This is a genomic window from Corynebacterium sp. p3-SID1761 (assembly GCF_055862885.1).
The window spans coordinates 310,856-331,407 of the sequence record NZ_JBSQBJ010000001.1 but is presented as its reverse complement, the minus strand read 5'-3'; the positions used below and the strand labels follow the sequence as shown (position 1 = coordinate 331,407).

Here is a 20,552-nt window from a genome sequence, read left to right as displayed (position 1 = left end):
TTAGAACTAAGCAATGATCAAAAAGACGACAGCGCTAGCATGCGCTACAGCCATTGCAATTGTCGGATTCGCTACGCCTGCTCAGGCGGCGGAATTGACGAAGAGGGAGAAGGTCGCATATTCCAATGTGTTCGGCGATCTGCATATGAGAATGCCGAAGACGGTGGATCGGATCGAGTACACGACGACCACCTCAGAGGGGGAGAAAGCGCAGGTCAGTGGATATATTGTGGAGCCGGTGGTGGAGTGGAAAGGTAAGGGGCCACGCCCAACGGTCGTCATTGGCCGCGGAACGGTTGGGCAGGGTGACCAATGTGCACCGAGCAAGAACTGGCCTCTGGATGGGCAGCCGGATCCGATCAAGTCGAAGCGTTTGGTGAACCTGGAGGGAATCTACGACTGGGTATTTGCCTCTAAAGGCGTGCGTGTGGTGGTGACCGACTATATCGGTATGGGCACCCCAGGTGTGCACACATATATGAATCGGGATGACCAGGCGCATGCGATGTTGGATGCAGCACGGGCTGCGGGTGTGGGCGATGGTCCGGTGGCGTTTTACGGGCACTCGCAAGGTGGTGGCGCATCTGCAGCGGCTGTGGAAGCAGCAGGTGACTATGCGCCGGAACTGAATGTGGTGGGTGCGTACGCGTCCGCGCCGCCTGCGGACTTGGAGGCGGTGCAGCGAAACATTGACGGTTCGGATCTTATGGGGGCGATCGGCTTTACGATTAACGGCTTGCTGGAGCGCTATCCGCACCTGCAGCCGCTGTTGGATAAGCACCTCAACGAAGAGGGCAAGCAGGCGCTGAAGGATCTATCCACGATGTGTACCGGGGAGATCACGGAGAAGTACGGACACAGGAAGACGAGCGAATGGACGAAGTCTGGTAAGACGCTCGACGAGCTATTGAAGGATATGCCGGAGGCGCGGGAGGCTATGGAGCGCCAACGCATTGGAACCAAGCGTCCGGTGGCGCCGGTGATGGTGATATCTGGGCGTCACGACAAGAACGTTGAATACAACCAGGCGAAGGAACTAGCTCGCACGTGGTGCGCGAAAGGTGCGCAGGTGGAATACCGCGACGACATCATGCCACCGGTGGGCGAATACAATCACTTCATTCAGGCGGTGACAGGTGGTGCCTTTGGTATCGACTTCATTCTGCAGCGTTTCCGCGGCGAACCGTTGGGGCGGACATGCGAGGCGCCAGTGGGGCAGCTGCAGGGCTCGGTGGAAGGAAGCGCAGCAATGCCGAACGTGATTGGAAGCTAAAGTGTCATAATGTATATTATCGGCTTTTGCTGGCTTGCCACAGCTGGAAGCAGGTGCCGGCCAGGAATAGCACGCAGAACGCGGCGAAGACATACGTCAGCGTCGTGCCCTTCCACAGCAGATAGCCGATAAAGAACAACAGCACGACGATGCGCATGATGCGCGAGTATTTCAGTAACTCTGGAGACATAGCTCCTAAGCCTACTTAACTTGCTCTAGTACCAGCAGCACATCCAGAGTGCCTTGGTCTGCAATCGTCGCGGCGACGAACTGTGGAGTCGCGATGTCAAAATCGGAACGCTTAAACGGAATGTTGCCCTGCAGGATTACATGCTCGCCAGTGCGCAGAACCTTCAACTCGGCGGTCATTTCTTTCTTCTTGCCGTGGAGTTCCAGATCGCCGGTGACGCTCACAGTATCGGTCGTGCCATCATCCGGCAGTTTGGAGACATCTGCGGGCTTAGTCAGCGTAAACGAGGCTTCCGGGAACCTATCGGTGTGCAAAATGCTCTTGCGTACGTTGATATCGCGTTTTTCAACGTCACTGCTGATGCTGGCGACATCGACGGTGACTTTACCTTCGGTGAGCTTCTTGTCCTTGACCTTGAAGTCTCCCTTGACGTCCTCCGTGCGACCCGAGGTGGTTTTGGCACCCGCCGGGAGCTTCTCGTCGAACGTGTAGCCAGCCTGCGAGACATTGTCGCCGGCTCCCCTCACCACATGCCAGGTGCCGTCCATGGCTACGGTAGCAGGCTCTCCACCTGCGGTAATGTCCGCGGTGCGGAGCCCGCGGTCGCTAAAGAAATTCACGACCAGTGGCCCGAAGGCCATCAGCACGCCAACGACCATGCCAATAACGGCGAGAGTGATGATTCCCTTACGCATGCTCTATAGCATAACCCTTAGTGTCTGCGACCTCGAAGTTGCTCGACGCGGTGAGCCAGGGCCTCTAGTTCTGACGCCAACTCCTCCACTGTCTCGGCCGGCTCCCCTTCCTGCACCGCGGTGCACAGGTCTTCGGCTGCGCAGCGGAGTTCGAATAGCTGATCGTGAAACTGCTCGACTGCGCTAGCCGGCAGAATGATGGAATCTTTGGGAATCGACGTGCCTGCAAGCTGGGCACGCTGCTCATAAGCGCGCTGGCGACAAGACTGGCCGCAATATTTACGCGGTCGATTCGTCGGGCCAGGTACAACTTCCCTGCCGCACCAGAGGCAGTGCTTTGGTCGAGGCATGGAACAATTCTTCCCGGTTCTTCGTTGTTATGATGGATTAGTTCGAACTAATTGAGGAGTGATGAAAAGATGGCCGATCGCGTACTGCGCGGAAGTCGCATGGGTGCCGTTTCTTATGAGACGGATCGCGACCACGATCTGGCTCCCCGCCAGATGGTGAAGTACCGCACCGAGGCTGGAGAAATCTACGAGGTTCCCTTCGCCGATGACGCGGAAATCCCGCAGGAATGGATGTGCAAGAACGGCCAGCTAGGCACGCTGGTAGAGGGCGAAGGGCAGGAATCCAAGCCCGTCAAGCCCCCTCGTACTCACTGGGACATGCTGCGTGAGCGTCGCAGCCTCGAGGAACTCGACGAACTGCTTGACGAGCGCATCGAACTCCTCCGCAAGCGCCGCCGCACCGCGGTGAAGCTCATGAAGGAGCAGGAAGCGGCTCAGAAGTAGCGACGTACGGTGCCAGCGCCGATGCGCCAGGACTCCTGTGCCAGGTTCTTCACCTGGTTGTAACGGTGCGTGGCACCCCACTTCGTCACCTGGACCAAAGCCTCGGAAACGATATTGCCGCTCATCTTGGAATCACCGATTTCACGCTCGGTGAAAGTGATCGGAACCTCGCGGACGTCGAAGCCGGCTTCGACGGCACGCCATGCCAGGTCCACCTGGAAGACATAGCCGGCAGAATCAACGGCATCGAGATCGATGCCCTCCAGCACCTCTCGACGATATGCGCGGTAGCCACCTGTGATATCGGACAGACCCGCGCCCAGAGCCATGGAAGCGTAGACATTGCCACCGCGGGACAAAACCTGGCGGCTGACCGGCCAGTTTACGGTCTTTCCGCCCTTGATATAACGGGAACCCAGAACCATTTCTGCTCCCGTGTCGATGCGATCCAGCAGCAGGTACAGCTGCTCGGGAGCGTGAGAACCGTCCGCGTCCATTTCACACAGGATCTCGTAGTCACGCTCCAAGCCCCAGTGGAAGCCAGCGATATAAGCGCCGCCCAGGCCGCCCTTGCCACCGCGGTGCATCACGTGAATCTTCGGGTTTTCAGCGGCCATCTCGTCGGCCAGCTCACCGGTGCCGTCCGGGCTGGAATCGTCGACGACAAGCACGTCCACACGCTCGGGCTCGGCCTTCAGCAGCCGACCAATAATGAGCGGAAGGTTTTCCTTCTCGTTGTAGGTCGGGATGATGACCAGGGTTTTATCGCTGAGCTTATTCATGAAAAGCTTTCTTACCTCTCCTATATGTAAATGCCACGGACAGCAGCCCCAGGATAGCTAGAATCCGCTCTACCCATGGGCCGACGCGAGCCGACAGTGTCATTGTATCGCTTAGAGGCAACTCGGCCTCGAGGGCGTCAGAGGTGAAGATACCCGTCCGCTGCTCGACGCGCCCGTCGGGAGCGACAATAGCCGAAACGCCCGAGGTCGCGGCAACGACTACGGAACGATCGTATTCCTTTGCTCGCATACGCGACATGGCCAGCTGCTGGTAGGTCATGTCCGTGAAACCAAAAGTGGCGTTGTTCGTGGGGCTTGTCAGAATCTGCGCGCCACCGCGCACTGCCGAGCGGAACGCACCATCGAAGCTAACCTCATAGCATGTGGCCACACCCACCGGAATTCCTGCCATGTGCACCACACCGTTATCGTTTCCAGGCTGGAAGTTACCGGCGCGATCGACATACTCGCTGAACTTCCGCAGGAAATCCCGGAAAGGCATGTACTCGCCGAAGGGCTGCAGATAGTGCTTTACATGCTTCTCCCCCGGCCCGTTTTTGTCCCACACCACCATCGTGTTGTGCTCCGGGCTAACGGTACCTACAAGGATTGGTGCGTCGATGGAGCGTTGCGCTTTCTCGACCCGCTGGCGGGCGGTGGCATCGGTAAACGGATTGACGTCCGCTGAATTCTCCGGCCAGATAACGATGTCCGGGTGGGACTCCACCTTTTCTGTGCGACGCACGTGGTTATCCAGTACAGCGCGACGCTGCGCATTGAAATCCAGTCCCAGGCGTGGCACATTGCCCTGCACCGCGACGACATTCACGGTGTGGTCGGCGGAGGGCGCGGGGATCAGCAGCGCATAGGCGCCGACCAGTGCAACCACACCGGCCAGTGCGGAGGCGGGAACTACGTGTTTGCGGATGCTGAGTGCGAGGAGCAGACCAATCAGCACAACGGCGAAGGTGACAACCGAGGGGCCGCCGAGGCGTATCAGCCAACTCAGCGGGCCACTCGCCTGCCCCCATGCGATGCGTCCCCAGGGAAAACCGCCGAAGGGGAAAGAAGATCGCAGCCACTCCACAGCGACGAACCAGGTCGGAATGCCGACGATGTGGGCCGTGAGGGGGCGTCGAAGCAAATACTTGAGGCCTACGCCGAAGAGCAGGCTATAGAGGGACTGAATAACAGCCAGGGCGATCCACGCGGCAACGCCGACGAACTCTCCCACCCACGGCAGCAAAAGACCGTAGATGGCTAGACCCTGCACCCAGGCCATCAGCATGGCATGGCGGGAATCAGCAAAGTAGAACAGCAACGCGAACCCGAGCGGCGCGGCCCACCACAGGCCGGTCGGCTCGAAGGAAGCGAAGACCATCACGCCGCTGAAGACAGCGACGAGGATCTTAAGAATCATTCGTTTTCGCCCGCGCGGTGGTCAATAACGTCTCCCCAACCGCCCGAGTTCTGGATGCGATTGACGCGAGTGTAGGTTGTGACGCCGAAGCGCTCCAGAGAACGGCGTGCTGCTTGACCCAACATTTTGCGGATCAGCGTGCGCGTCGGAGGAATCAGGAAGAAGATTCCCAGGAAACTAGAGACAATACCCGGTACCGCTACACCCACCGCACCGACCATGGACAGCGCCATATCGGCAGTTAGAGCGCCCGGGCGATCATTCTGGCTCAGCGCGCGGACGGTGAGCTCGCGCATCTGCCACGTAGCGAGGGCGAGACCCAGCACAAACAAGCCCAAAAGAATCAGAAGCGCCCAGCCCCAGCCGATCCAGACTCCCAACAGAATGAAGGCGATGAGTTCCATAACCAGATACACGGCAGGTAGAAATTGCATGATGGTTTGGAGGCTCCTATAGTATCCGTCTGAAAAATTGTTATGAAAACGCGATCTTTGTAACAAAAGCGTGCTTACATAACGATAACGAAGGTGTGGAACAAAAGGTTCCTACACGCCAAAGCATTAACTACGTTTAAGGGAGTACCTCGATGCGTATTCGTCGCACTATTATCGCCGCTGCACTGGCACCCACGATGGCTCTAGCCACCGTTACCCCGGCCGTGGCAGCAACTAATACCCAGAGTTCCAGCTCTGGTACCACTACCGAGGGCTCCAGCACCAAGGACTCCGACGAGTGGTGGGAGAACCTGAACCCGTTCGCGAAGGTTGCAATCGGCATCGCCGCGGCAACCGGCATTTCCGTGGCATTCGGTGTGTTGCGGACGATCTTCTACAACATCTTCCACGTTTAGATCTTCCACGTATTAGCGAGGAGCACGCCGCCACAGCCAACGCGGAACTACCTGCATAGCAGCGGCCAGCAGTTTCAGGGAGCGCGGGATCCACACGGATTCCGCGCTTTCGTCATTGATAGCGCGGACTGTGACAGCCGCGACTACATCCGGAGTTGTGGACAAGGGCGCCGGATCCATGCCACGAGTCATGCGACCAATGACGAAGCCTGGGCGGACAATGACCAAGCGCACCCCGGTGCCCTGAAGCGCATCCTGCATGCCCTGGCAGAAACCATCGAGACCCGCTTTCGCCGAGCCATAGACATAGTTCGGCCGGCGCACGCGCGCACCCGCGATGGAGGAATAGGCCACCAGTACTCCCCTGCCGCGGGACTTCATTACCTGTGCCAGCTCCGTGAGTAGCACCGCCTGGGCTGTGAAGTCCGTGTGCAACACGCGGTACACTTCGGCGGAATCGCGCTCGGCAAGCTCTTGGTCGCCCAGCACCCCGAACATCGCCAGGGCGACGTCCAAAGGGCCGGTGGCCTCGATCTCCGCTATGAGGCTGGCGTGGGAATCCACGTCGGTGGCGTCGAAAAAGAAGGAGTCAACCTGAGTGGCGCCGAGGTTATACAGCTCTTCGGCGAGATCCGTGGTGCGGCGGCCAGCGAGCACCAGATGGTTGCCGGGAGCCAGCATGCGGGCGATCTCGCCACCGATTTCGCTGGTCGCTCCGAAAATTGCGATCTTCTTAGCCATCGAGGGCCACAACTCCTCGTCTCATCGCGGCGACTGCCTTGCGGGAGGCCGCCTTTACTTCATTGGAATAACCGGTCAACTTGATCTGATCCAACAGGTCGATCACCCGGCGGCACCAGCGTACAAAATCACCCGGGGTGAGGGTGGCGCCGCTAGCCTCCGCCGCGCGCAGGCAGTACTCCAGCGGTGCACCGGCAGTCCACTGGTGCACGGCGGTGGCGAAGCCCAGCTCTGGCGCACGGGTCACGGTGAGGTTGTGGCGCTGTTCATCGGTGGAAAGTTCTTGGTAGATGCGCCAAGTCTGGCTAATTGCGGTGGCCAGGGGTTCCGTCGGCACACCGTCGTCTTTAGAACCGGAATCGCGTCGATTTTCGAACACACACGTGCTTGCCACTGCGGCAAGCTCCGCCGGATCCAGCTCGTCCCACACGCCACGGCGCAGACACTGAGCCACCAGCAGGTCAGATTCGTGGTGGATCTTAGAAAGCCGCTCGCCCTCCATGGTGATGCGGGCAGTGTTTCCCTCGAGCTCCACGTAGTCCAGCTCCGACAGTAACGCGAGGATGCGGTTGAACTGCGCAGACAAAGAGTCGGACTCCTGCGGCTGCTCCTTTTGCTCGAACTCCAGGCGGCGGGCGGCCTTCAGGTACTGCTCTGCGGCGCGACAAAGCTCTTCGCGGCCCTCCCAAGCGTGCACCGGGTGCGCGTGTACTTGCTCGCGCAGCTCGAGCGCTCGAAGGGAACGGCGGCGTGCCCGCGGCTTAAGCTTTTTGGGCTTATCCAGCTGCAAGCGTCGCAGGTTGGCCGCTACTGCCCTAGCCTGACGCTTCGGGTTGCGTGCCACGCCCTTGTGCAAATGCATATGGCCAATATGCACCGGCGTGTTGCCGAACATATCGGGATTCACACGCTCCACCCAGCCGTCCTCGGTGATAATGGTGGGACGGCCACGGTGGTCCGTCCGAGCGATCACGGCAGTCATTGGGTTCTTACCGGTAGGCAGTGCGATTACATCGCCAGTCTGCAGAGATTGCAGCAGCGATGTCGTTTCCGTTGCGGCCTCGTCGACCACCATGCGCTTGGCACGTCGCTCCTCTTGAGAAAGTTCGCGGCGCAGCTGCCCGTACTCGGTAACCATTTTGAAGTCGTCATTGAGACTATTGGACGGGCGACGTACCTCGCGGATCTTAGCTTTCAGCTGCTTTTCCTGTTGCGCCAGCTCGCGGCGGCGCTTCTCAATCTGCTCGGCGCTCTCCACCACCGCGCCGTTGGTCTGGTACTGCGCAAAGGAACGCAGCAGCAGCCGATGCGCCTCGTCCAGTCCCATGGTGCCGATGAGGTTCACGGCCATGTTGTAGCCGGGGCGGAAGGTGGAATCCAACGGATAGGTTCTTGTTGACGCCAAGTCTGCGACCCCATAAGGATCCAGACCCTGGCTCCACAGCACCACCGCGTTGCCCTTCGTGTCGATGCCACGGCGGCCAGCGCGACCTGTGAGCTGAGTGTATTGGCCGGGGGTGAGGTCGGCATGCGTCTCACCATTAAACTTCACCAACTTCTCCAGCACCACCGAGCGGGCAGGCATATTGATGCCCAGGGCCAGAGTTTCGGTGGCAAAGCAGACTTTTAGCAGCCCGCGGGAGAATAGATCCTCCACGATGTGGCGGAAGGCCGGCAACATGCCGGCGTGATGGGCGGCGAAGCCGCGGGACAGCGCGCGCCGCCACTGGCGGAAGCCCAGGACATTTAAGTCTTCTTCCGTCAGATCGGCCACACCCGCGTCGATCGTGCGCAGGATTTCTTCTCTTTCCGCTGGAGACGAATAGTCCACGCGATCGACCAGCAGGGCGCGAACGGCGGCGTCACAACCAACACGCGAAAAGATAAAGTAAATCGCCGGCAACATCCCGGCGGTGGCCATGTGCTGGATGACGTCGCCGCGCTTAGGGCCACGGCGTTTGCCAGTTTCCTCAGCCTTGGCGGCGGCTGCAACAACCTTGCGATTGATGGCACCGAGATGCTGCTCCGAGCCCTCGAAAAGCGGCAGGATCTGGCGGCCCACCATCATGAACTGTGTCAGTGGAACGGGACGCTTTTCAGTGACGATGATCTCGGTATCGCCGCGCACTGCGGAGAGCCAACCGCCGAATTCCTCAACATTGGATACAGTCGCCGACAGCGATACCAGGATCACGCGCGGATCGAGATTGAGGATCGCCTCCTCCCACACCGGCCCGCGGGAACGATCAGCCAAAAAGTGCACCTCGTCCATGACGACGTGCGTGAGCGTTTCCAGGCGCTCGGAATCGGCATAGATCATGTTGCGCAAGACCTCGGTGGTCATCACAACGATGGGTGCATCACCGTTGATGGTGACGTCACCGGTGAGCAAGCCGACGTTTGCCTCACCGTAGCGAGCGACGAGATCGTGGAACTTTTGGTTACTCAACGCTTTGATAGGCGTGGTGTAGAAACACGTGCCGTCACCGTGGAAGGCAGCGAACACGGCGAACTCGCCGACGATGGTTTTACCCGCGCCCGTCGGGGCGGCCACGAGAACGCCCCGCCCCCGGTCGATAGCATCGGCCGCTTGTACCTGAAAGTCGTCCAGAGGGAAATCGTACTGGGCGCAGAAGCGCTCTACCTGGGGGCTAGAGAATGTCATCGAAATCGCTAGTCGAGAAATTCTGTGCCTTGGGATCCTGGCGCTTGGGAGTAGTGATCGGGCGGGCTGCGCTGGTGGACTGCGGAGGTGCGGTGGCGGTTACGGGGCGGATCGGCTCCGGGGCGTCGATGTCGGTGGTTGCATCGTCATCGACCTCCAGCCATTCCTCCTGGTTATCCTTCCTGCGCTTGTCGTTGATCCGAGCAATTTGCGTGGCGATTTCCATCATTGCACACAGCGAGATCGCCAGGATCACCATGGAGATCGGATCCTGACCAGGAGTGACGAAGGCAGCGAAGAGGAAAAGGAAAGCCCAGATGAAGCGACGCTTGTCCTTGAGCTGCTGATAGCTCACTACGTGTGCCAGATTTAGCAGCACGGTGATGAGCGGAACCTCAAAGCTCACACCGAAAATCAACAGCAGCGCCATGGCGAAGCTGAAATAGCGCTCGCCGTTAAGCGCGGCGATCTGTGCCTCATCACCAATGGTGAGTAGGAACTCCAAGCCATAAGACAGTACGAAGTAGGCCAACACCGCACCGACGGCAAACAGCAGTCCGGCGGAAATGCCCACGCCGAGAGTCCAACGCTTCTCGTTCTTGTGCAGACCTGGGGTGATATATGCCCAGATCTGTCCCAGCCATATGGGCGAGGAAAACACCATTCCGGCCAGTGCGCCGACCTTCAAGCGCAGCATGAACATTTCAAAAGGCCCGGTGGCCAGCAGTCGGCACTCCCCTGCTTCGGAACCGAAGCGGGCTTCCTCCGGCAGGTTACAGTACGGTCCGCGCAGCACCTCACCCAGTGAAGGGATCGGGCCGACCTCGACGTTGTACCAGATATATCCGATAACGGTGCCGACGGCGATCGCGATCAGGGCAATGAAGACGCGCTTGCGCAGCTCATTGATGTGCTCGACGATGGTCATCGAACCATCGGCGGGTTTCTTTAGCTTCTTAGCCACTTACTCGTTTGGTTGCTGTTCGGTCTTGGGCTGGGACTGCGGCTGAGCCAGATCCTGAGCCTGCTGCTGCTCGGCGGTCGGAGCCTGCTTCTCGGTCAGCTCCTTGCTCTCCTTGCCATCCTTGTCGGTCTTCATCTCGTCCATCTCGGACTTGAAGATGCGCATCGAACGACCCAGGGAGCGCGCAGCATTGGGCAGGCGGGTCGCTCCGAACAGCAGGAAGATGACCAGAGCGATGATAATTAGTTCAGGAACGCCAAGGTTCGGCATTGGTTTCTACAAGCTTTCTGTAGTTGGGATTGGTCTTTCTATCCTAGCCCTCGAGCCTCGTATGCATCGAGGCCACGCCGGGCTAGGACTTTTAAGTTCTCGGCCAATGGTAGCGGTTCCAGCACTCGAATTCCGGGCGAAAAGCCGAGCAGGAAACGCATAAACCACTCGCCCGTGTTGGGCACGTCGACGACCAAGCGGGATTCATCCTCCACCACCCACATAGGGAAGTATTCCAACATCCAACGCAGCGACTCATCCAGCTCTACCCGCGCCCATTCGTCGGTCTCCTCAAAGCCGAAGGGATCCTGCGGGTCGATGTCGGGTTGTACTTGAGGGGAGGCGGAACCCTCCTCGCCCAGGTCGAGCGCGTCGATGCGGGATAGCGCAAAAGTTTTTGTGGTGACGCCACCTTCCCGTGCCCAGAGGTAGTACTCACCGTCGACGAGAGCGACATGGTCCGGGTCAGCGGTCCGGGACGTGAAGGTATCGCTAGAAAGCGATTGGTAGTTGAAACTCACTTGACGGCGAGTTTGGATGGCTTCGGCAAGGCGACGTCGCAGTGGCAGAAAAGCCGGCGCAGAGGGGGTTGTCTCGGGGGTGAAAGCCTCCGTGTACTCGCGCCGGGCGCGCAGCAGAGTCTGAATCTTATCGCTGGCGGAGTCGATATTCTGCTGCATCTCCGGCGGTGCAGTAGAGCGCAGAGCCTGCAGGTTCAACAACAGCACGCCAGCCTCCAGGCTGTTCAAGGCGACCGGGTGGTCCAAACCGGCGGAGAACTTTACCGATGCACGCATTCGATCCACCGTCACTTCCACCGGCATATCCAAAATGCTCTCGGGCATGCGGCACATGCTGACCTGTCCCAGTTCATGGGTGATCTGCGGGGTGGAAAGGCCCAGGGTGCGCGACGCTTCCATCAGGCTGCCGTCCGGATGATTACGGAACCAGGCCAAGACGGAAAGGGTGCGTAGGAATTGTTCGGCGTTGGAACGTGGTGGCGTCATGAAGCAGCCTCCTTGAGTACCGCGACGATAGCGGCGACAATATCCGGTGGCGAAGTGACCACGACCTGCGGGGCGTAGGCAGCCGCGGTCCGGATCAGCCAGTCGCGATCCACAGGCCCAATGGTGCCCGAGTCGTTAGTGAGGCGGCGGAGCTCCCAGGCTCCTTCGCCAGGAAATTCGACCGTGGCGGTGACCATCTGATGGCTGCTTTCCAGACCCTGCTCGATCAGCTGCTGCGGGGTACCCTGCGGACGCGGGTGCTGGGCGAACTCCGGCAAAGCGGAAACGGAGTCGATGCGCGCTAACCGGAAAGTGCGCTGTGCGCCACGGTCCAGGTCGAAACCCGTGACGTAAATAAGGCCATCCCGGGCGCCATAGGCCCAGGGCTCGAGGCGACGCTGCTGGGGATTGTCGACCAGCGAGGGATAGTAGTTGAAGGTCAGGACGAGACCGTTATCGAGGGCGCGGAAAATCGCGTCGATGGAGTCCCCATCCAAGGCTGTGTGATCAGGCACGCTTGGAATGGTTACCTCGCCGGAGGCGACACGACGCTGCAGACCAGCGGCAGCCAATTTGGTGTAAGCGGACTGGGCAGCAGAAAGCATCTCCCCCGACTGTGCCCAACGGCTCGCCGCGGTGATGACAGTGGCTTCCCCATCGGTGAATTCAATGTCCGGCAGGAAGGACTGGGAGGAGTCGAGGGAAAGCAGATCCGTACCTCCGATGTGCACCCCGAGCGCTTCCAGATCCTTCCGGTCGCGCTCTAGCTGCTTTCGCGCGGAGTCCATGTTCACCTGCTGATAGCCTTCAACATTGGCCAAAATCCACTCGGGCGTGCGCGGCTTTTCGGAATTAATGAGTGCAATGACCAGATTAAATAGGCGCGTAGCGCCTGGTATCCAGTGAGTTTCAACGGGGCGGTTGCGATTCATCGGGCTTCCATAGAGGCAATAATACGATCGACATCCTCATCGGTTGTGGCAAAAGGGTCGGCCAGCAGGGACTCCGCCCCGTTCTCGCCGTTGACCTTCACCCGCATCCAATCCACCGTATAAGACAACTCCGGGTGGGCACGAACAGCGGAAATGAAGCGTCCACGCACCGCGGCACGGGTGGTTTGTGGTGCCTGGCGTACCGCTTGCTCGATCTCCTCTGTCTCCAGCAATGTGCGAGCCAGGCCGCGGCGGGCCAACACGTGGAATAGGCCACGCGTCGGGTGGATGTCGTGGTACATCAAATCGATCTGTGCCAGGCGCGGGTCAATTGGATCCAGGCCGCGGGCAGCGGCCATGCGATCCAGCAGGGACTTCTTGATAACCCAGTCGATCTCAGTGGAGACCGGGGCGAAGTCGCCCGTGTCGAAGCAGTCCAGCACTCGGCCCCACAGATCCACCACGGGGGCTAGCTCAGCATTGGGGGTGCCCAGCTCCACGTCCTCACGATGAGCGAGATAGGCGCAGGCGGCGTCATAAAAAGCGCGCTGTACCTCCAACGGTGTGGCAGTCGAACCGCTGCGCAAGGCAATGTCCACCTGGCCGGTGAAGTCGCGGGCGATTTCGCGAATCGAGCGGATCTCATTGGCCATCTCGAAATCGGGCAGTGCGACGCCGGCTTCGATCATCTCCAACACCAGCAAGGTCGAGCCGACCTTCAGCGCTGTGGTGACTTCCGACATGTTTGAATCGCCAACGATAACGTGCAGGCGACGGTACTTGGCGGAATCGGCGTGCGGCTCGTCGCGGGTGTTGATGATTGGCCGCGAACGGGTGGTAGCGCTAGAGACGCCCTCCCAGACGTGGTCGGCGCGCTGGCTCATGGTGTAGCCGGGTCCGAAATTCTCGTTCGGCGCGCCGGGGTACGGGATGGCAAGTTTGCCCGCACCGCAGATGAGCTGGCGGGTAACCAAGAAAGGCAATAGCTGCTTACTGAGGCCTTTCAAGGGAATATCGCGGCTGACGAGGTAATTCTCGTGGCAGCCATAGGAGTTTCCCAGCGAGTCCGTGTTGTTCTTGAGTAAATAGACCTTGCCACCGACGGCCTGCTCGGCGCGGTCGGCCAGCTCATGCATCATGAGATCACCGGAGCGATCATAGGCGATCAGCTGGTGCAGGCTATCGCACTCCGCCGTGGCGAACTCCGGGTGTGCGCCAACGTCTAGATAAAGTCGCGAGGCATTCTCGGTGTAGATGTTCGAGCTGCGGTGCTCTTCCACCACAGGGGCGAAGAGTTTGCGGGCGATCTCGTCTGGGCCGAGGCGACAGGAAGAATCCTGCATGTTGGCGATCCCGTACTCGGTCTCCAGACCCATGATGCGGCGGCGAATAGCTGTCACTGTCCGCCCTTTTGCACGTAAGAGCGAACAAACTCCTCAGCGTTATTCTCTAGCAGTCCGTCGATTTCATCCAGAAGGTCATCGGTGCCGGTGACGTTGATCTGCTGGGTGCCGGCGCCGGTGGCTTGTTCGATCGGTTGGTCGTCGTCACGCCGACCGCCGCCGGCGCTAACCTGTCCGCCCTGTGCCATGTTTAAACTTCCTTTCTGCCAACCCCGGAAACCTTCTCCGGGTTGATTTCCTTCAAGCCTGCCACGAGTTCGGAAATGCCGGGCCTAGTCCCGGATTCCAGCAGCGTTCGCAGCTCCAGTTGATTGAACCCGCGCGGATCGTCCATGGTGATCTGCACGACGCCGTCCGGGGTATCCACGATAACGTTATCCCAGTTCGCCGAGAGGATATCCGCAGAGTAATTCGCCACCAGGTGGCCCCGCAGCCATGCGCGAGTTGAGGCCGGCGGGGTATCGACAGCGGAGGTGACCTCCGCAGGGTCGATAAAGGTACGCATCCGCCCCTTCTTAACCAGCGCGTGGTAAAGCCCGCGGCGCGGGTCGATATCCGAATATTGCAGGTCGACTAGTGCTAGGCGGGGGTCGGTCCACTCCAATCCGCGGGCACGGTAAGCGTTAATCAGCTGCAGCTTCGCCGTCCAATCCAGGCGGTCGGCGGTGGATAGCGGATCGGCCTGAAGATCGTCGAGGATCTGGCCCCACAGCTCATAGACCTCAAGATCGTCTCCACGCAGGTCCATGATCTCCCCCACGCGCTTGCGAATTTCCCGCTGCGTCTCGATGGCCGTGCGCTCAGCTTGGCCATAGAAGCGCAGGCGCGTAGTGCAATCCAGGTCGCGAGAAACGCGCTGGACGTCGGACACAGGCTCAAGCAAACGCAGATCACCGAAATAAGCACCCTGCGCCACGGCCGCGAGTACTAACGCAGTGGTTCCGAACTTCAGGTAGTTGGAGAACTCGCTGAGGTTCGCGTCCCCGATAATGACATGCAGACGACGCCACTTGTCCGCGTCCGCGTGGGGTTCATCGCGGGTGTTGACGATGCCACGGTTGAGCGTGGTCTCTAGTGAGATCTCGGTTTCGATATAGTCGGCGCGCTGGCTGATCTGAAAGCCAGGCTGCTCGCCCTGCTGCCCCAGCCCAATGCGCCCGGCCCCACAGAACACCTGGCGGGTGACGAAGTGCGGGATCAGCGCAGCCTGTACATCTTCCACGTCCAGATCGCGCGGGTAGAGGTAGTTCTCGTGCGAGCCATAACTGGCGCCCTTGCCATCGACGTTGTTCTTGTAGATCTTCAGTTCCGGCTCTGCGGCCTCGGCCGCGCGGTGCATGATGATGTCGCCGGCCTTGTCCCACACCACCGCGTCGTAAGCGGTCGTGGATTCCGGAGAGGAATACTCGGGGTGTGCATGGTCTACGTAGAAACGCGCGCCATTGGCAGTAATGACGTTCGCAGCCCCCAGCGCATTGGGATCTAAAACCGGTGCGCTTCCCCTGCGGTAGCGGCGCAGGTCAAAGCCGCGAATATCGCGCAAGGGTGATTCGTTCTCATAGTCCCAACGGGTGCGACGGTTCACCCCCTGTCCGCTGTGCTCCGCATAGGCCACGACGGCCTGGGTGGAGGTATGGATCGGGCTGGCTGTCGGATCGTCTACCGCGACAATGCCATACTCCGTTTCGGAGCCAATAATATGCGGTCCAAACAAAGTGCGAGCCTCCTAAACCCTCATTAAACCCTGTGTACGTCGATGTCTACGACGCGCTTCGTCCCATGGCCGTAGATTCGCGCCCACTCCGCCGGGTTCGTGGTGTCCGGCAGGTCCTCGGAATCGGCTACCTCTGCACGCACGGCTTCGGTCACGTGCTCTGGGCGCATGCCGTCGGAACCCTTATGCAGCGCGTCCTTGATAGCCAGCGTCTTCGCCCGATCCACGATGTTTGCCAACATTGCGCCGGAGACGAAATCTGCCCAGTACAGATCATCGCTCGTACCGTCGGCGTAGTGCAGCGTGACATAACGGTGCGTCTCATCCCGGGCGAATAGCTCCTCGACAATGCTGCGTCGCAGGGAGGCGACGGCGGCTTCGTCGGAACCGGCTGCAGCGGAGAAGTCGGCGTCAATAGGAAGAGAAGCGTCGAGATGCTTGGATAGGATCGCTTCCGCGCCTTCCGCATCGGGGCGGGCAATACGGATTTTTACGTCGAGTCGGCCAGGGCGCAGGATGGCCGGGTCGATAAGCTCCTCGCGGTTCGATGCGCCGATGATGATGACATTGCCCGCGGCCTCCACACCGTCGAGCTCGGCGAGGAGCTGCGGAACGACTGTGGACTCCATATCAGAGCTCACACCGGTGCCGCGCGTGCGGAACAGCGCCTCCATCTCGTCGAAAAAGACGATCACCGGACGGCCGGAGCTAGCCACGCGGCGAGCCTGCTCGAAGATCAACCGGATCTGGCGCTCGGTCTCGCCGACGAATTTGTTCAGCAGCTCGGGTCCCTTGATGTTGAGGAAATAAGGGGAATCTGATTGCGCCAGAGAGTTCGCCACGGCCTTGGCAATGAGTGTCTTGCCATTACCGGGCGGGCCATAGAGCAGCACTCCCTTCGGCGGTCGAAGCCCGTAACGAGTGTAGATCTCGGGATGCAGGAACGGCAGTTCGACCGCGTCGCGGATCTGGGTGATCTGCTGGCCCAGGCCACCAATGTCGTCATAGGTGACATCCGGAACTTCCTCCAGGATGAGGTTGTTCGTCTCGGCTCGGGGCACTGCCTCGAAAGCCCAGCCGGATTTGCGATCCACAATGACGGAATCGCCGGTGGCCACGGTGCCAGCCAGTTCTGTGGTGGCCTTGACCACGAACTCCTCGCCCACCTTGTCGGCGATAATTAGGCGGTTACCCGTGACCTCCACTACCTGCGCGATATCGCCGAAGTCCGGTTGCCCCGTGACCTCCACGACCTGCTGGCCCTCCCCGAGGCGCACCATCGCGCCGGGAACTAGCTCGTGCTGTGGCACATGCGGCGAGACCATGAGCCGCATCCGGCGACCAGCCGTAAAGACCTCCGCACTGAGATCGCGGTTGGTTTCCAGCAGGGTGCCGTAGGTACTGGGAGGTTCGGCCAGGGCTTCCAACCGGCCGTTCATTTCCTCCAGCTTCGCACGGCTGGCCTGCAGCAGCTCCACGAGTTTCGCGTTGCGCGCGCCGAGTTGCCGATTGGCGACCTGCAGCTCGCGCAGAGTTTGAGGTCCTTCCGCTGATGTGTGCTCGGTCATACTGGCCAGTCTACTAACGGCGGGCGCGGCGTTGCGGTCGAGGTGCGGTGACGCCATCAGCCAGCCTGCGAGCCAGGATCAGAAATGCCGTGTGCGCGTTCATCCGGTGTTCGGGGCGGGTGGCCAGGCCGTCGACCTTCCACTCTCGTACCAGGGATTCCCACGCTTTGGGCTCGGTAAAGCAGCCGGTTTCGCGGATGCCCTCCATGACCTTCATGAGCTGCGGGACGGTGGCGACATAAGTCATAAATACGCCACCGGGAATAAGCACGTCCTTGACGGTATCCAGCATCTCCCAGGGCTCCAGCATGTCCAGCAGCACGCGGTCGACGTCGCCGACATCCTCCTTAGTGACGGTCTTTAAGTCACCCAGACGTAGATCCCAATTATCGGGGTGGCCACCGAAGTAGTCCTCCACATTGTCCTTGGCATAGGCCAGGTGATCTTCGCGGATTTCATAGCTAATGACCTTGCCTTTCGGTCCGACGGCGCGCAGCAGCCACGTACTCATGGCACCGGAGCCCGCGCCGGCCTCCAGTACGGTCGCGCCGGGGAAGATATCGCCTTCCACGAGGATCTGAGCGGCATCCTTTGGATAGATCACCGCTGCGCCACGAGGCATGGAAAGCACGTGGTCAACCAGCAGGTGACGGAAGCACAGGTACTCGCCTGCACCGGAGGACTTCACTACGGTTCCTTCATGCTGACCGATAATGTCGTCATGGCGGATCTCGCCCTTGTGGGTGAAGAAGCTTTCGCCTTGTGCGAGGGTAATTGTGAAGTGCCGGCGCTTGGCGTCGGTGAGCTGCACGCGGTCGCCTTCGGTGAAACGTCCGGAATAAGCCATATGGGATCTTCCTTCCTGCTTTAAGGGATCTGGTTCATTTTACTAGGCTGGTCAGGGTGATTAAGAAACTAGCCCTCTCCCCCTCCCGCGCCAACGACTACAAGCAGTGCCCGCTGCTGTATCGCTTCCGGGCGATTGACAAGTTGGAGGAGCCAAGCACCGTCGCACAGGTAAAGGGAACTCTGGTACATGCGGTGCTGGAGAATCTGCACCAGCTGCCACGGGAGCAGCGGACCTATCCGGCAGCGGTGAAGATGATCCGACCGGAGTGGGAGAAGATGCTGGCCAAAGACGACGAACTGGCCGAGCTGGTGCCGGAGCAATCCACTCTGGAATTTTGGGAGGAATGTCGCGAGCTGGTTAAGGGCTATTTTCAGATGGAAAACCCGGAGGGTTTTGACGCCCACGAGTGCGAACAATACGTGAATCTGACGCTGCCAAACGATGTCCCGGTGCGCGGTTTCATCGACCGGGTTGATATTGCCGAAACCGGTCAGGTGCGCGTGGTGGACTATAAGACCGGTAAGAAACCCGCGCCGCGTTTCGCCGATACTGCCCGATTCCAGATGCTGTTTTACGCCTTAGTGTGGTGGCGCATGACTGGCGAACTACCCACTCAGCTGCGATTGATGTATCTGAAAGTCAGCGACGATATGGTGCTGAGCCCCACTGCTGCGGAACTGGTTGCGTTTGAGCGTGAATTAGGCGAGCTGTGGCAGCGGATTATGTCTGATGTACGCAGCGGAGATTTCCAGCCGCGTACGACCAAGCTATGCGGTTGGTGCCATTTTCAAGACCTCTGCCCGGCCTTTGGTGGCACCCCGCCGGACTATCCCTCGGAGTTTTCCTCGCTGTAGTCCGTGTACAGCTTGCCCTGGAATGTCGGGTTCAGCAGGTTCTCCGGGCTCAAGACCTCGTCGAGGGTCTTTTCGTCAAGCAGGTCCATTTCCAGCACCAGGTCGCGCACGGACTTGCCAGTGCGGGCGGCCTCCTTACCGATCTTGTCACCGTTGTGGTGGCCGATCAGCGGGTTCAAGTAGGTAACGATGCCGATGGAGTTTTCCACGTACTTGCGGCAGACATCGGCGTTGGCGGTGATGTCCACGACGCAAAGGGCACGCAGAGTGGTGCAGGCCCGGGCCAGGAAACGCACAGACTCGAAGACGCACTGTGCGATGACGGGCTCCATGACATTCAGCTGCAACTGACCGGACTCCGCGGCCATGGACACGGTCTGGTCGTTGCCGAAGACCTTGAAGCAGATCTGATTGACGACCTCGGGGATCACTGGGTTGACCTTGGCGGGCATGATGGACGAGCCCGCCTGTCGCTCCGGCAGGTTGATCTCATTGAGGCCAGCGCGTGGGCCAGAGGACAGCAGGCGCAGGTCGTTACAGATCTTGGACAGCTTCATGGCCACGCGCTTCACTGCGGCGTGAGCGTTGACATAGGCGCCGGTGTCGCTGGTTGCCTCGATGAGGTCGCGGGCGGGCTCGATCTTCAGTCCACTGACTTCGCTCAGCGCGCGGATGACAGCGCTCTGGTAACCGGGTGGGGTGTTGACGCCGGTACCGATGGCGGTGGCGCCGAGGTTCATCTCACGGAGCTGAGCCTGCGCGCGTTCCAGCTGTAGGCGCTCCTCGGCGATGTTGTAGCCAAAAGCGCGGAACTCCTGACCGAGGGACATCGGCACCGCATCCTGTAGCTGGGTGCGCCCCATTTTGAGGATGTTGCGGAATTCGTGACCCTTCGCCAGGAAGGCGCGCTCCAGGGCATCGAGGTGCATGATGAGCTGGTCGATGGCGAAGTGCAGACCCAGGCGGAAGCCGGTCGGATACGCATCGTTGGTGGACTGGGACATGTTGACGTCATCGTTGGGGTTGATGATGTCGTAGGAGCCCTTCGGATGGCCGAGGTATTCCAATGCCAGGTTGGCGATGACTTCATTGGTGTTCATGTTCACACTGGTGCCGGCGCCACCCTGGAATACGTCGATCGGGAACTGATCCATGCAACGGTGCTCTTCCAACACCTGATCGCAAGCCCACATAATGGCCTTCGCCTTCTCATCTGGCAGGGCGAAGACCTCATTGTTGGCAATCGCGGTGGCCTTCTTCACCATCACCATGCCGCGGATAAACTCCGGAATCTGGTTGATAGTGGTGCGGGAAACCTGGAAGTTATCGACCGCGCGGAGGGTGTGCACGCCGTAATAAGCGTGATCCGGAACCTCCATGGTTCCCAGGAGATCTTCCTCGGTGCGGAAGCTCTTTGCAGCTCGCGCCAGCTGGGAGTGTGTTTCAGCCGACGTGATGATATCGGTGGAGCTGACGACATTGTCGCCGTGAACCTTTGCCGCTGCTGCAGAGGGGATTGGTTGATCAGTCACGATTCGTCCTCATGGGTGTTGGGGATAAAGATCTTTCCCCTACCCTAA

Annotated in this window: 22 protein-coding genes; 4 read left to right on the top strand and 18 right to left on the bottom strand. The window is 59.8% G+C overall.

Going from position 1 to position 20,552, the window contains the following annotated elements; genetic code table 11:
- Positions 1-13 precede the first annotated feature (13 nt).
- The gene (locus ACWXWJ_RS01510) at positions 14-1,273 is read left to right on the top strand and encodes an alpha/beta fold hydrolase (RefSeq protein WP_473963320.1); all 1,260 of its coding nucleotides are present in this window, start codon (positions 14-16) and stop codon (positions 1,271-1,273) included.
- Positions 1,274-1,289: 16 nt separating this feature from the next.
- Here the strand turns inward: ACWXWJ_RS01510 and ACWXWJ_RS01505 are convergent, their stop codons facing one another.
- Genes ACWXWJ_RS01505 through ACWXWJ_RS01495 form a run of 3 tightly spaced genes read right to left on the bottom strand, consistent with a single transcriptional unit; the run spans position 1,290 to position 2,508 of the window.
- Positions 1,290-1,463 carry a hypothetical protein gene (locus tag ACWXWJ_RS01505; protein WP_448307701.1) on the bottom strand — a complete coding sequence of 58 codons (174 nt, stop codon included), beginning with the start codon at positions 1,461-1,463 and terminating at the stop codon, positions 1,290-1,292.
- A gap of 11 nt (positions 1,464-1,474) precedes the next feature.
- Positions 1,475-2,158, bottom strand: a complete 684-nt coding sequence (locus ACWXWJ_RS01500; RefSeq protein WP_473963319.1) for a YceI family protein — start codon at positions 2,156-2,158, stop codon at positions 1,475-1,477.
- Between the two features lie 17 nt (positions 2,159-2,175).
- Positions 2,176-2,508, bottom strand: a complete 333-nt coding sequence (locus ACWXWJ_RS01495) for a hypothetical protein (RefSeq protein ID WP_473963318.1) — start codon at positions 2,506-2,508, stop codon at positions 2,176-2,178.
- A gap of 69 nt (positions 2,509-2,577) precedes the next feature.
- On the opposite strand from ACWXWJ_RS01495, the gene ACWXWJ_RS01490 reads away from it, so the two are divergent.
- Entirely contained in the window at positions 2,578-2,952 is a 375-nt protein-coding gene (locus ACWXWJ_RS01490; RefSeq protein ID WP_293791209.1) for an RNA polymerase-binding protein RbpA, read from the top strand.
- Here ACWXWJ_RS01490 and ACWXWJ_RS01485 read toward each other — a convergent pair.
- Genes ACWXWJ_RS01485 through ACWXWJ_RS01475 form a run of 3 tightly spaced genes read right to left on the bottom strand, consistent with a single transcriptional unit; the run spans position 2,943 to position 5,588 of the window.
- Positions 2,943-3,734: a polyprenol monophosphomannose synthase gene (locus ACWXWJ_RS01485; protein ID WP_293791210.1), complete on the bottom strand. Its 792-nt coding sequence runs from the start codon at positions 3,732-3,734 to the stop codon at positions 2,943-2,945. The two genes, ACWXWJ_RS01490 and ACWXWJ_RS01485, sit on opposite strands and share 10 nt — an antisense overlap.
- On the bottom strand, positions 3,727-5,154 hold the full coding sequence (gene lnt, locus ACWXWJ_RS01480; protein ID WP_473963317.1) for an apolipoprotein N-acyltransferase: 1,428 nt from the start codon (positions 5,152-5,154) through the stop codon (positions 3,727-3,729). The genes ACWXWJ_RS01485 and lnt overlap by 8 nt, the downstream gene beginning before the upstream one ends.
- Positions 5,151-5,588, bottom strand: coding sequence for an FxsA family protein (locus ACWXWJ_RS01475; RefSeq protein ID WP_293791212.1), 438 nt, complete (start codon positions 5,586-5,588; stop codon positions 5,151-5,153). The genes lnt and ACWXWJ_RS01475 overlap by 4 nt, the downstream gene beginning before the upstream one ends.
- Positions 5,589-5,740: 152 nt before the next feature.
- Here ACWXWJ_RS01475 and ACWXWJ_RS01470 point away from each other — a divergent pair, with 152 nt between their 5' ends.
- Positions 5,741-6,004 (top strand): hypothetical protein, encoded by a 264-nt coding sequence (locus ACWXWJ_RS01470; RefSeq protein ID WP_473963316.1) that lies wholly within the window; start codon positions 5,741-5,743, stop codon positions 6,002-6,004.
- A 12-nt stretch (positions 6,005-6,016) separates the two neighbouring features.
- On the opposite strand, the gene ACWXWJ_RS01465 is transcribed toward ACWXWJ_RS01470, so the two are convergent.
- The 11 genes from ACWXWJ_RS01465 to ACWXWJ_RS01415 are packed head-to-tail and all read right to left on the bottom strand — an operon-like array spanning position 6,017 to position 18,115.
- A complete protein-coding gene (locus ACWXWJ_RS01465) occupies positions 6,017-6,745 on the bottom strand; it encodes an SDR family NAD(P)-dependent oxidoreductase (RefSeq protein WP_473963315.1) in 729 nt (242 codons plus the stop codon).
- Entirely contained in the window at positions 6,738-9,410 is a 2,673-nt protein-coding gene (locus ACWXWJ_RS01460) for a DEAD/DEAH box helicase (RefSeq protein WP_473963314.1), read from the bottom strand. Before ACWXWJ_RS01460 ends, ACWXWJ_RS01465 begins: the two co-directional genes overlap by 8 nt.
- A complete protein-coding gene (gene tatC / locus ACWXWJ_RS01455; protein ID WP_473963370.1) occupies positions 9,397-10,338 on the bottom strand; it encodes a twin-arginine translocase subunit TatC in 942 nt (313 codons plus the stop codon). Before tatC ends, ACWXWJ_RS01460 begins: the two co-directional genes overlap by 14 nt.
- 36 nt (positions 10,339-10,374) lie before the next feature.
- Complete coding sequence (gene tatA / locus ACWXWJ_RS01450) at positions 10,375-10,644, bottom strand: Sec-independent protein translocase subunit TatA (RefSeq protein ID WP_293791216.1); 270 nt, start codon at positions 10,642-10,644, stop codon at positions 10,375-10,377.
- A gap of 38 nt (positions 10,645-10,682) precedes the next feature.
- The gene (locus ACWXWJ_RS01445; RefSeq protein WP_473963313.1) at positions 10,683-11,651 is read right to left on the bottom strand and encodes a helix-turn-helix transcriptional regulator; all 969 of its coding nucleotides are present in this window, start codon (positions 11,649-11,651) and stop codon (positions 10,683-10,685) included.
- Entirely contained in the window at positions 11,648-12,583 is a 936-nt protein-coding gene (locus tag ACWXWJ_RS01440; RefSeq protein ID WP_473963312.1) for a helix-turn-helix transcriptional regulator, read from the bottom strand. Before ACWXWJ_RS01440 ends, ACWXWJ_RS01445 begins: the two co-directional genes overlap by 4 nt.
- Positions 12,580-13,983 (bottom strand): Pup--protein ligase, encoded by a 1,404-nt coding sequence (pafA, locus tag ACWXWJ_RS01435; protein WP_473963311.1) that lies wholly within the window; start codon positions 13,981-13,983, stop codon positions 12,580-12,582. The genes ACWXWJ_RS01440 and pafA overlap by 4 nt, the downstream gene beginning before the upstream one ends.
- Positions 13,980-14,174, bottom strand: a complete 195-nt coding sequence (locus tag ACWXWJ_RS01430; protein ID WP_473963310.1) for a ubiquitin-like protein Pup — start codon at positions 14,172-14,174, stop codon at positions 13,980-13,982. Before ACWXWJ_RS01430 ends, pafA begins: the two co-directional genes overlap by 4 nt.
- 2 nt (positions 14,175-14,176) lie before the next feature.
- On the bottom strand, positions 14,177-15,700 hold the full coding sequence (dop, locus tag ACWXWJ_RS01425) for a depupylase/deamidase Dop (protein ID WP_473963309.1): 1,524 nt from the start codon (positions 15,698-15,700) through the stop codon (positions 14,177-14,179).
- Between the two features lie 23 nt (positions 15,701-15,723).
- On the bottom strand, positions 15,724-17,268 hold the full coding sequence (gene arc, locus ACWXWJ_RS01420) for a proteasome ATPase (protein ID WP_448307691.1): 1,545 nt from the start codon (positions 17,266-17,268) through the stop codon (positions 15,724-15,726).
- A gap of 13 nt (positions 17,269-17,281) precedes the next feature.
- Positions 17,282-18,115 carry a tRNA (adenine-N1)-methyltransferase gene (locus ACWXWJ_RS01415; protein ID WP_293791223.1) on the bottom strand — a complete coding sequence of 278 codons (834 nt, stop codon included), beginning with the start codon at positions 18,113-18,115 and terminating at the stop codon, positions 17,282-17,284.
- Between the two features lie 56 nt (positions 18,116-18,171).
- Here ACWXWJ_RS01415 and ACWXWJ_RS01410 point away from each other — a divergent pair, with 56 nt between their 5' ends.
- Positions 18,172-18,972, top strand: a complete 801-nt coding sequence (locus ACWXWJ_RS01410; RefSeq protein ID WP_448307690.1) for a RecB family exonuclease — start codon at positions 18,172-18,174, stop codon at positions 18,970-18,972.
- Here ACWXWJ_RS01410 and aspA read toward each other — a convergent pair.
- Positions 18,945-20,504 (bottom strand): aspartate ammonia-lyase, encoded by a 1,560-nt coding sequence (gene aspA / locus ACWXWJ_RS01405; RefSeq protein WP_473963308.1) that lies wholly within the window; start codon positions 20,502-20,504, stop codon positions 18,945-18,947. The genes ACWXWJ_RS01410 and aspA overlap by 28 nt on opposite strands.
- Between the last annotated feature and the right edge of the window lie 48 nt (positions 20,505-20,552).

Bases quoted from the DNA above. Each gene is read 5' to 3' on its own strand.
- tatC (WP_473963370.1), bottom strand. From the start codon at position 10,338: ATGACCATCGTCGAGCACATCAATGAGCTGCGCAAGCGCGTCTTCATT.
- ACWXWJ_RS01500 (WP_473963319.1), bottom strand. From the start codon at position 2,158: ATGCGTAAGGGAATCATCACTCTCGCCGTTATTGGCATGGTCGTTGGC.
- ACWXWJ_RS01445 (WP_473963313.1), bottom strand. From the start codon at position 11,651: ATGACGCCACCACGTTCCAACGCCGAACAATTCCTACGCACCCTTTCC.
- tatA (WP_293791216.1), bottom strand. From the start codon at position 10,644: ATGCCGAACCTTGGCGTTCCTGAACTAATTATCATCGCTCTGGTCATC.
- ACWXWJ_RS01465 (WP_473963315.1), bottom strand. From the start codon at position 6,745: ATGGCTAAGAAGATCGCAATTTTCGGAGCGACCAGCGAAATCGGTGGC.
- ACWXWJ_RS01430 (WP_473963310.1), bottom strand. From the start codon at position 14,174: ATGGCACAGGGCGGACAGGTTAGCGCCGGCGGCGGTCGGCGTGACGAC.
- ACWXWJ_RS01510 (WP_473963320.1), top strand. From the start codon at position 14: ATGATCAAAAAGACGACAGCGCTAGCATGCGCTACAGCCATTGCAATT.
- ACWXWJ_RS01415 (WP_293791223.1), bottom strand. From the start codon at position 18,115: ATGGCTTATTCCGGACGTTTCACCGAAGGCGACCGCGTGCAGCTCACC.
- ACWXWJ_RS01505 (WP_448307701.1), bottom strand. From the start codon at position 1,463: ATGTCTCCAGAGTTACTGAAATACTCGCGCATCATGCGCATCGTCGTG.
- lnt (WP_473963317.1), bottom strand. From the start codon at position 5,154: ATGATTCTTAAGATCCTCGTCGCTGTCTTCAGCGGCGTGATGGTCTTC.
- ACWXWJ_RS01495 (WP_473963318.1), bottom strand. From the start codon at position 2,508: ATGCCTCGACCAAAGCACTGCCTCTGGTGCGGCAGGGAAGTTGTACCT.
- ACWXWJ_RS01485 (WP_293791210.1), bottom strand. From the start codon at position 3,734: ATGAATAAGCTCAGCGATAAAACCCTGGTCATCATCCCGACCTACAAC.
- arc (WP_448307691.1), bottom strand. From the start codon at position 17,268: ATGACCGAGCACACATCAGCGGAAGGACCTCAAACTCTGCGCGAGCTG.
- ACWXWJ_RS01440 (WP_473963312.1), bottom strand. From the start codon at position 12,583: ATGAATCGCAACCGCCCCGTTGAAACTCACTGGATACCAGGCGCTACG.
- ACWXWJ_RS01460 (WP_473963314.1), bottom strand. From the start codon at position 9,410: ATGACATTCTCTAGCCCCCAGGTAGAGCGCTTCTGCGCCCAGTACGAT.
- ACWXWJ_RS01475 (WP_293791212.1), bottom strand. From the start codon at position 5,588: ATGCAATTTCTACCTGCCGTGTATCTGGTTATGGAACTCATCGCCTTC.
- ACWXWJ_RS01490 (WP_293791209.1), top strand. From the start codon at position 2,578: ATGGCCGATCGCGTACTGCGCGGAAGTCGCATGGGTGCCGTTTCTTAT.
- ACWXWJ_RS01470 (WP_473963316.1), top strand. From the start codon at position 5,741: ATGCGTATTCGTCGCACTATTATCGCCGCTGCACTGGCACCCACGATG.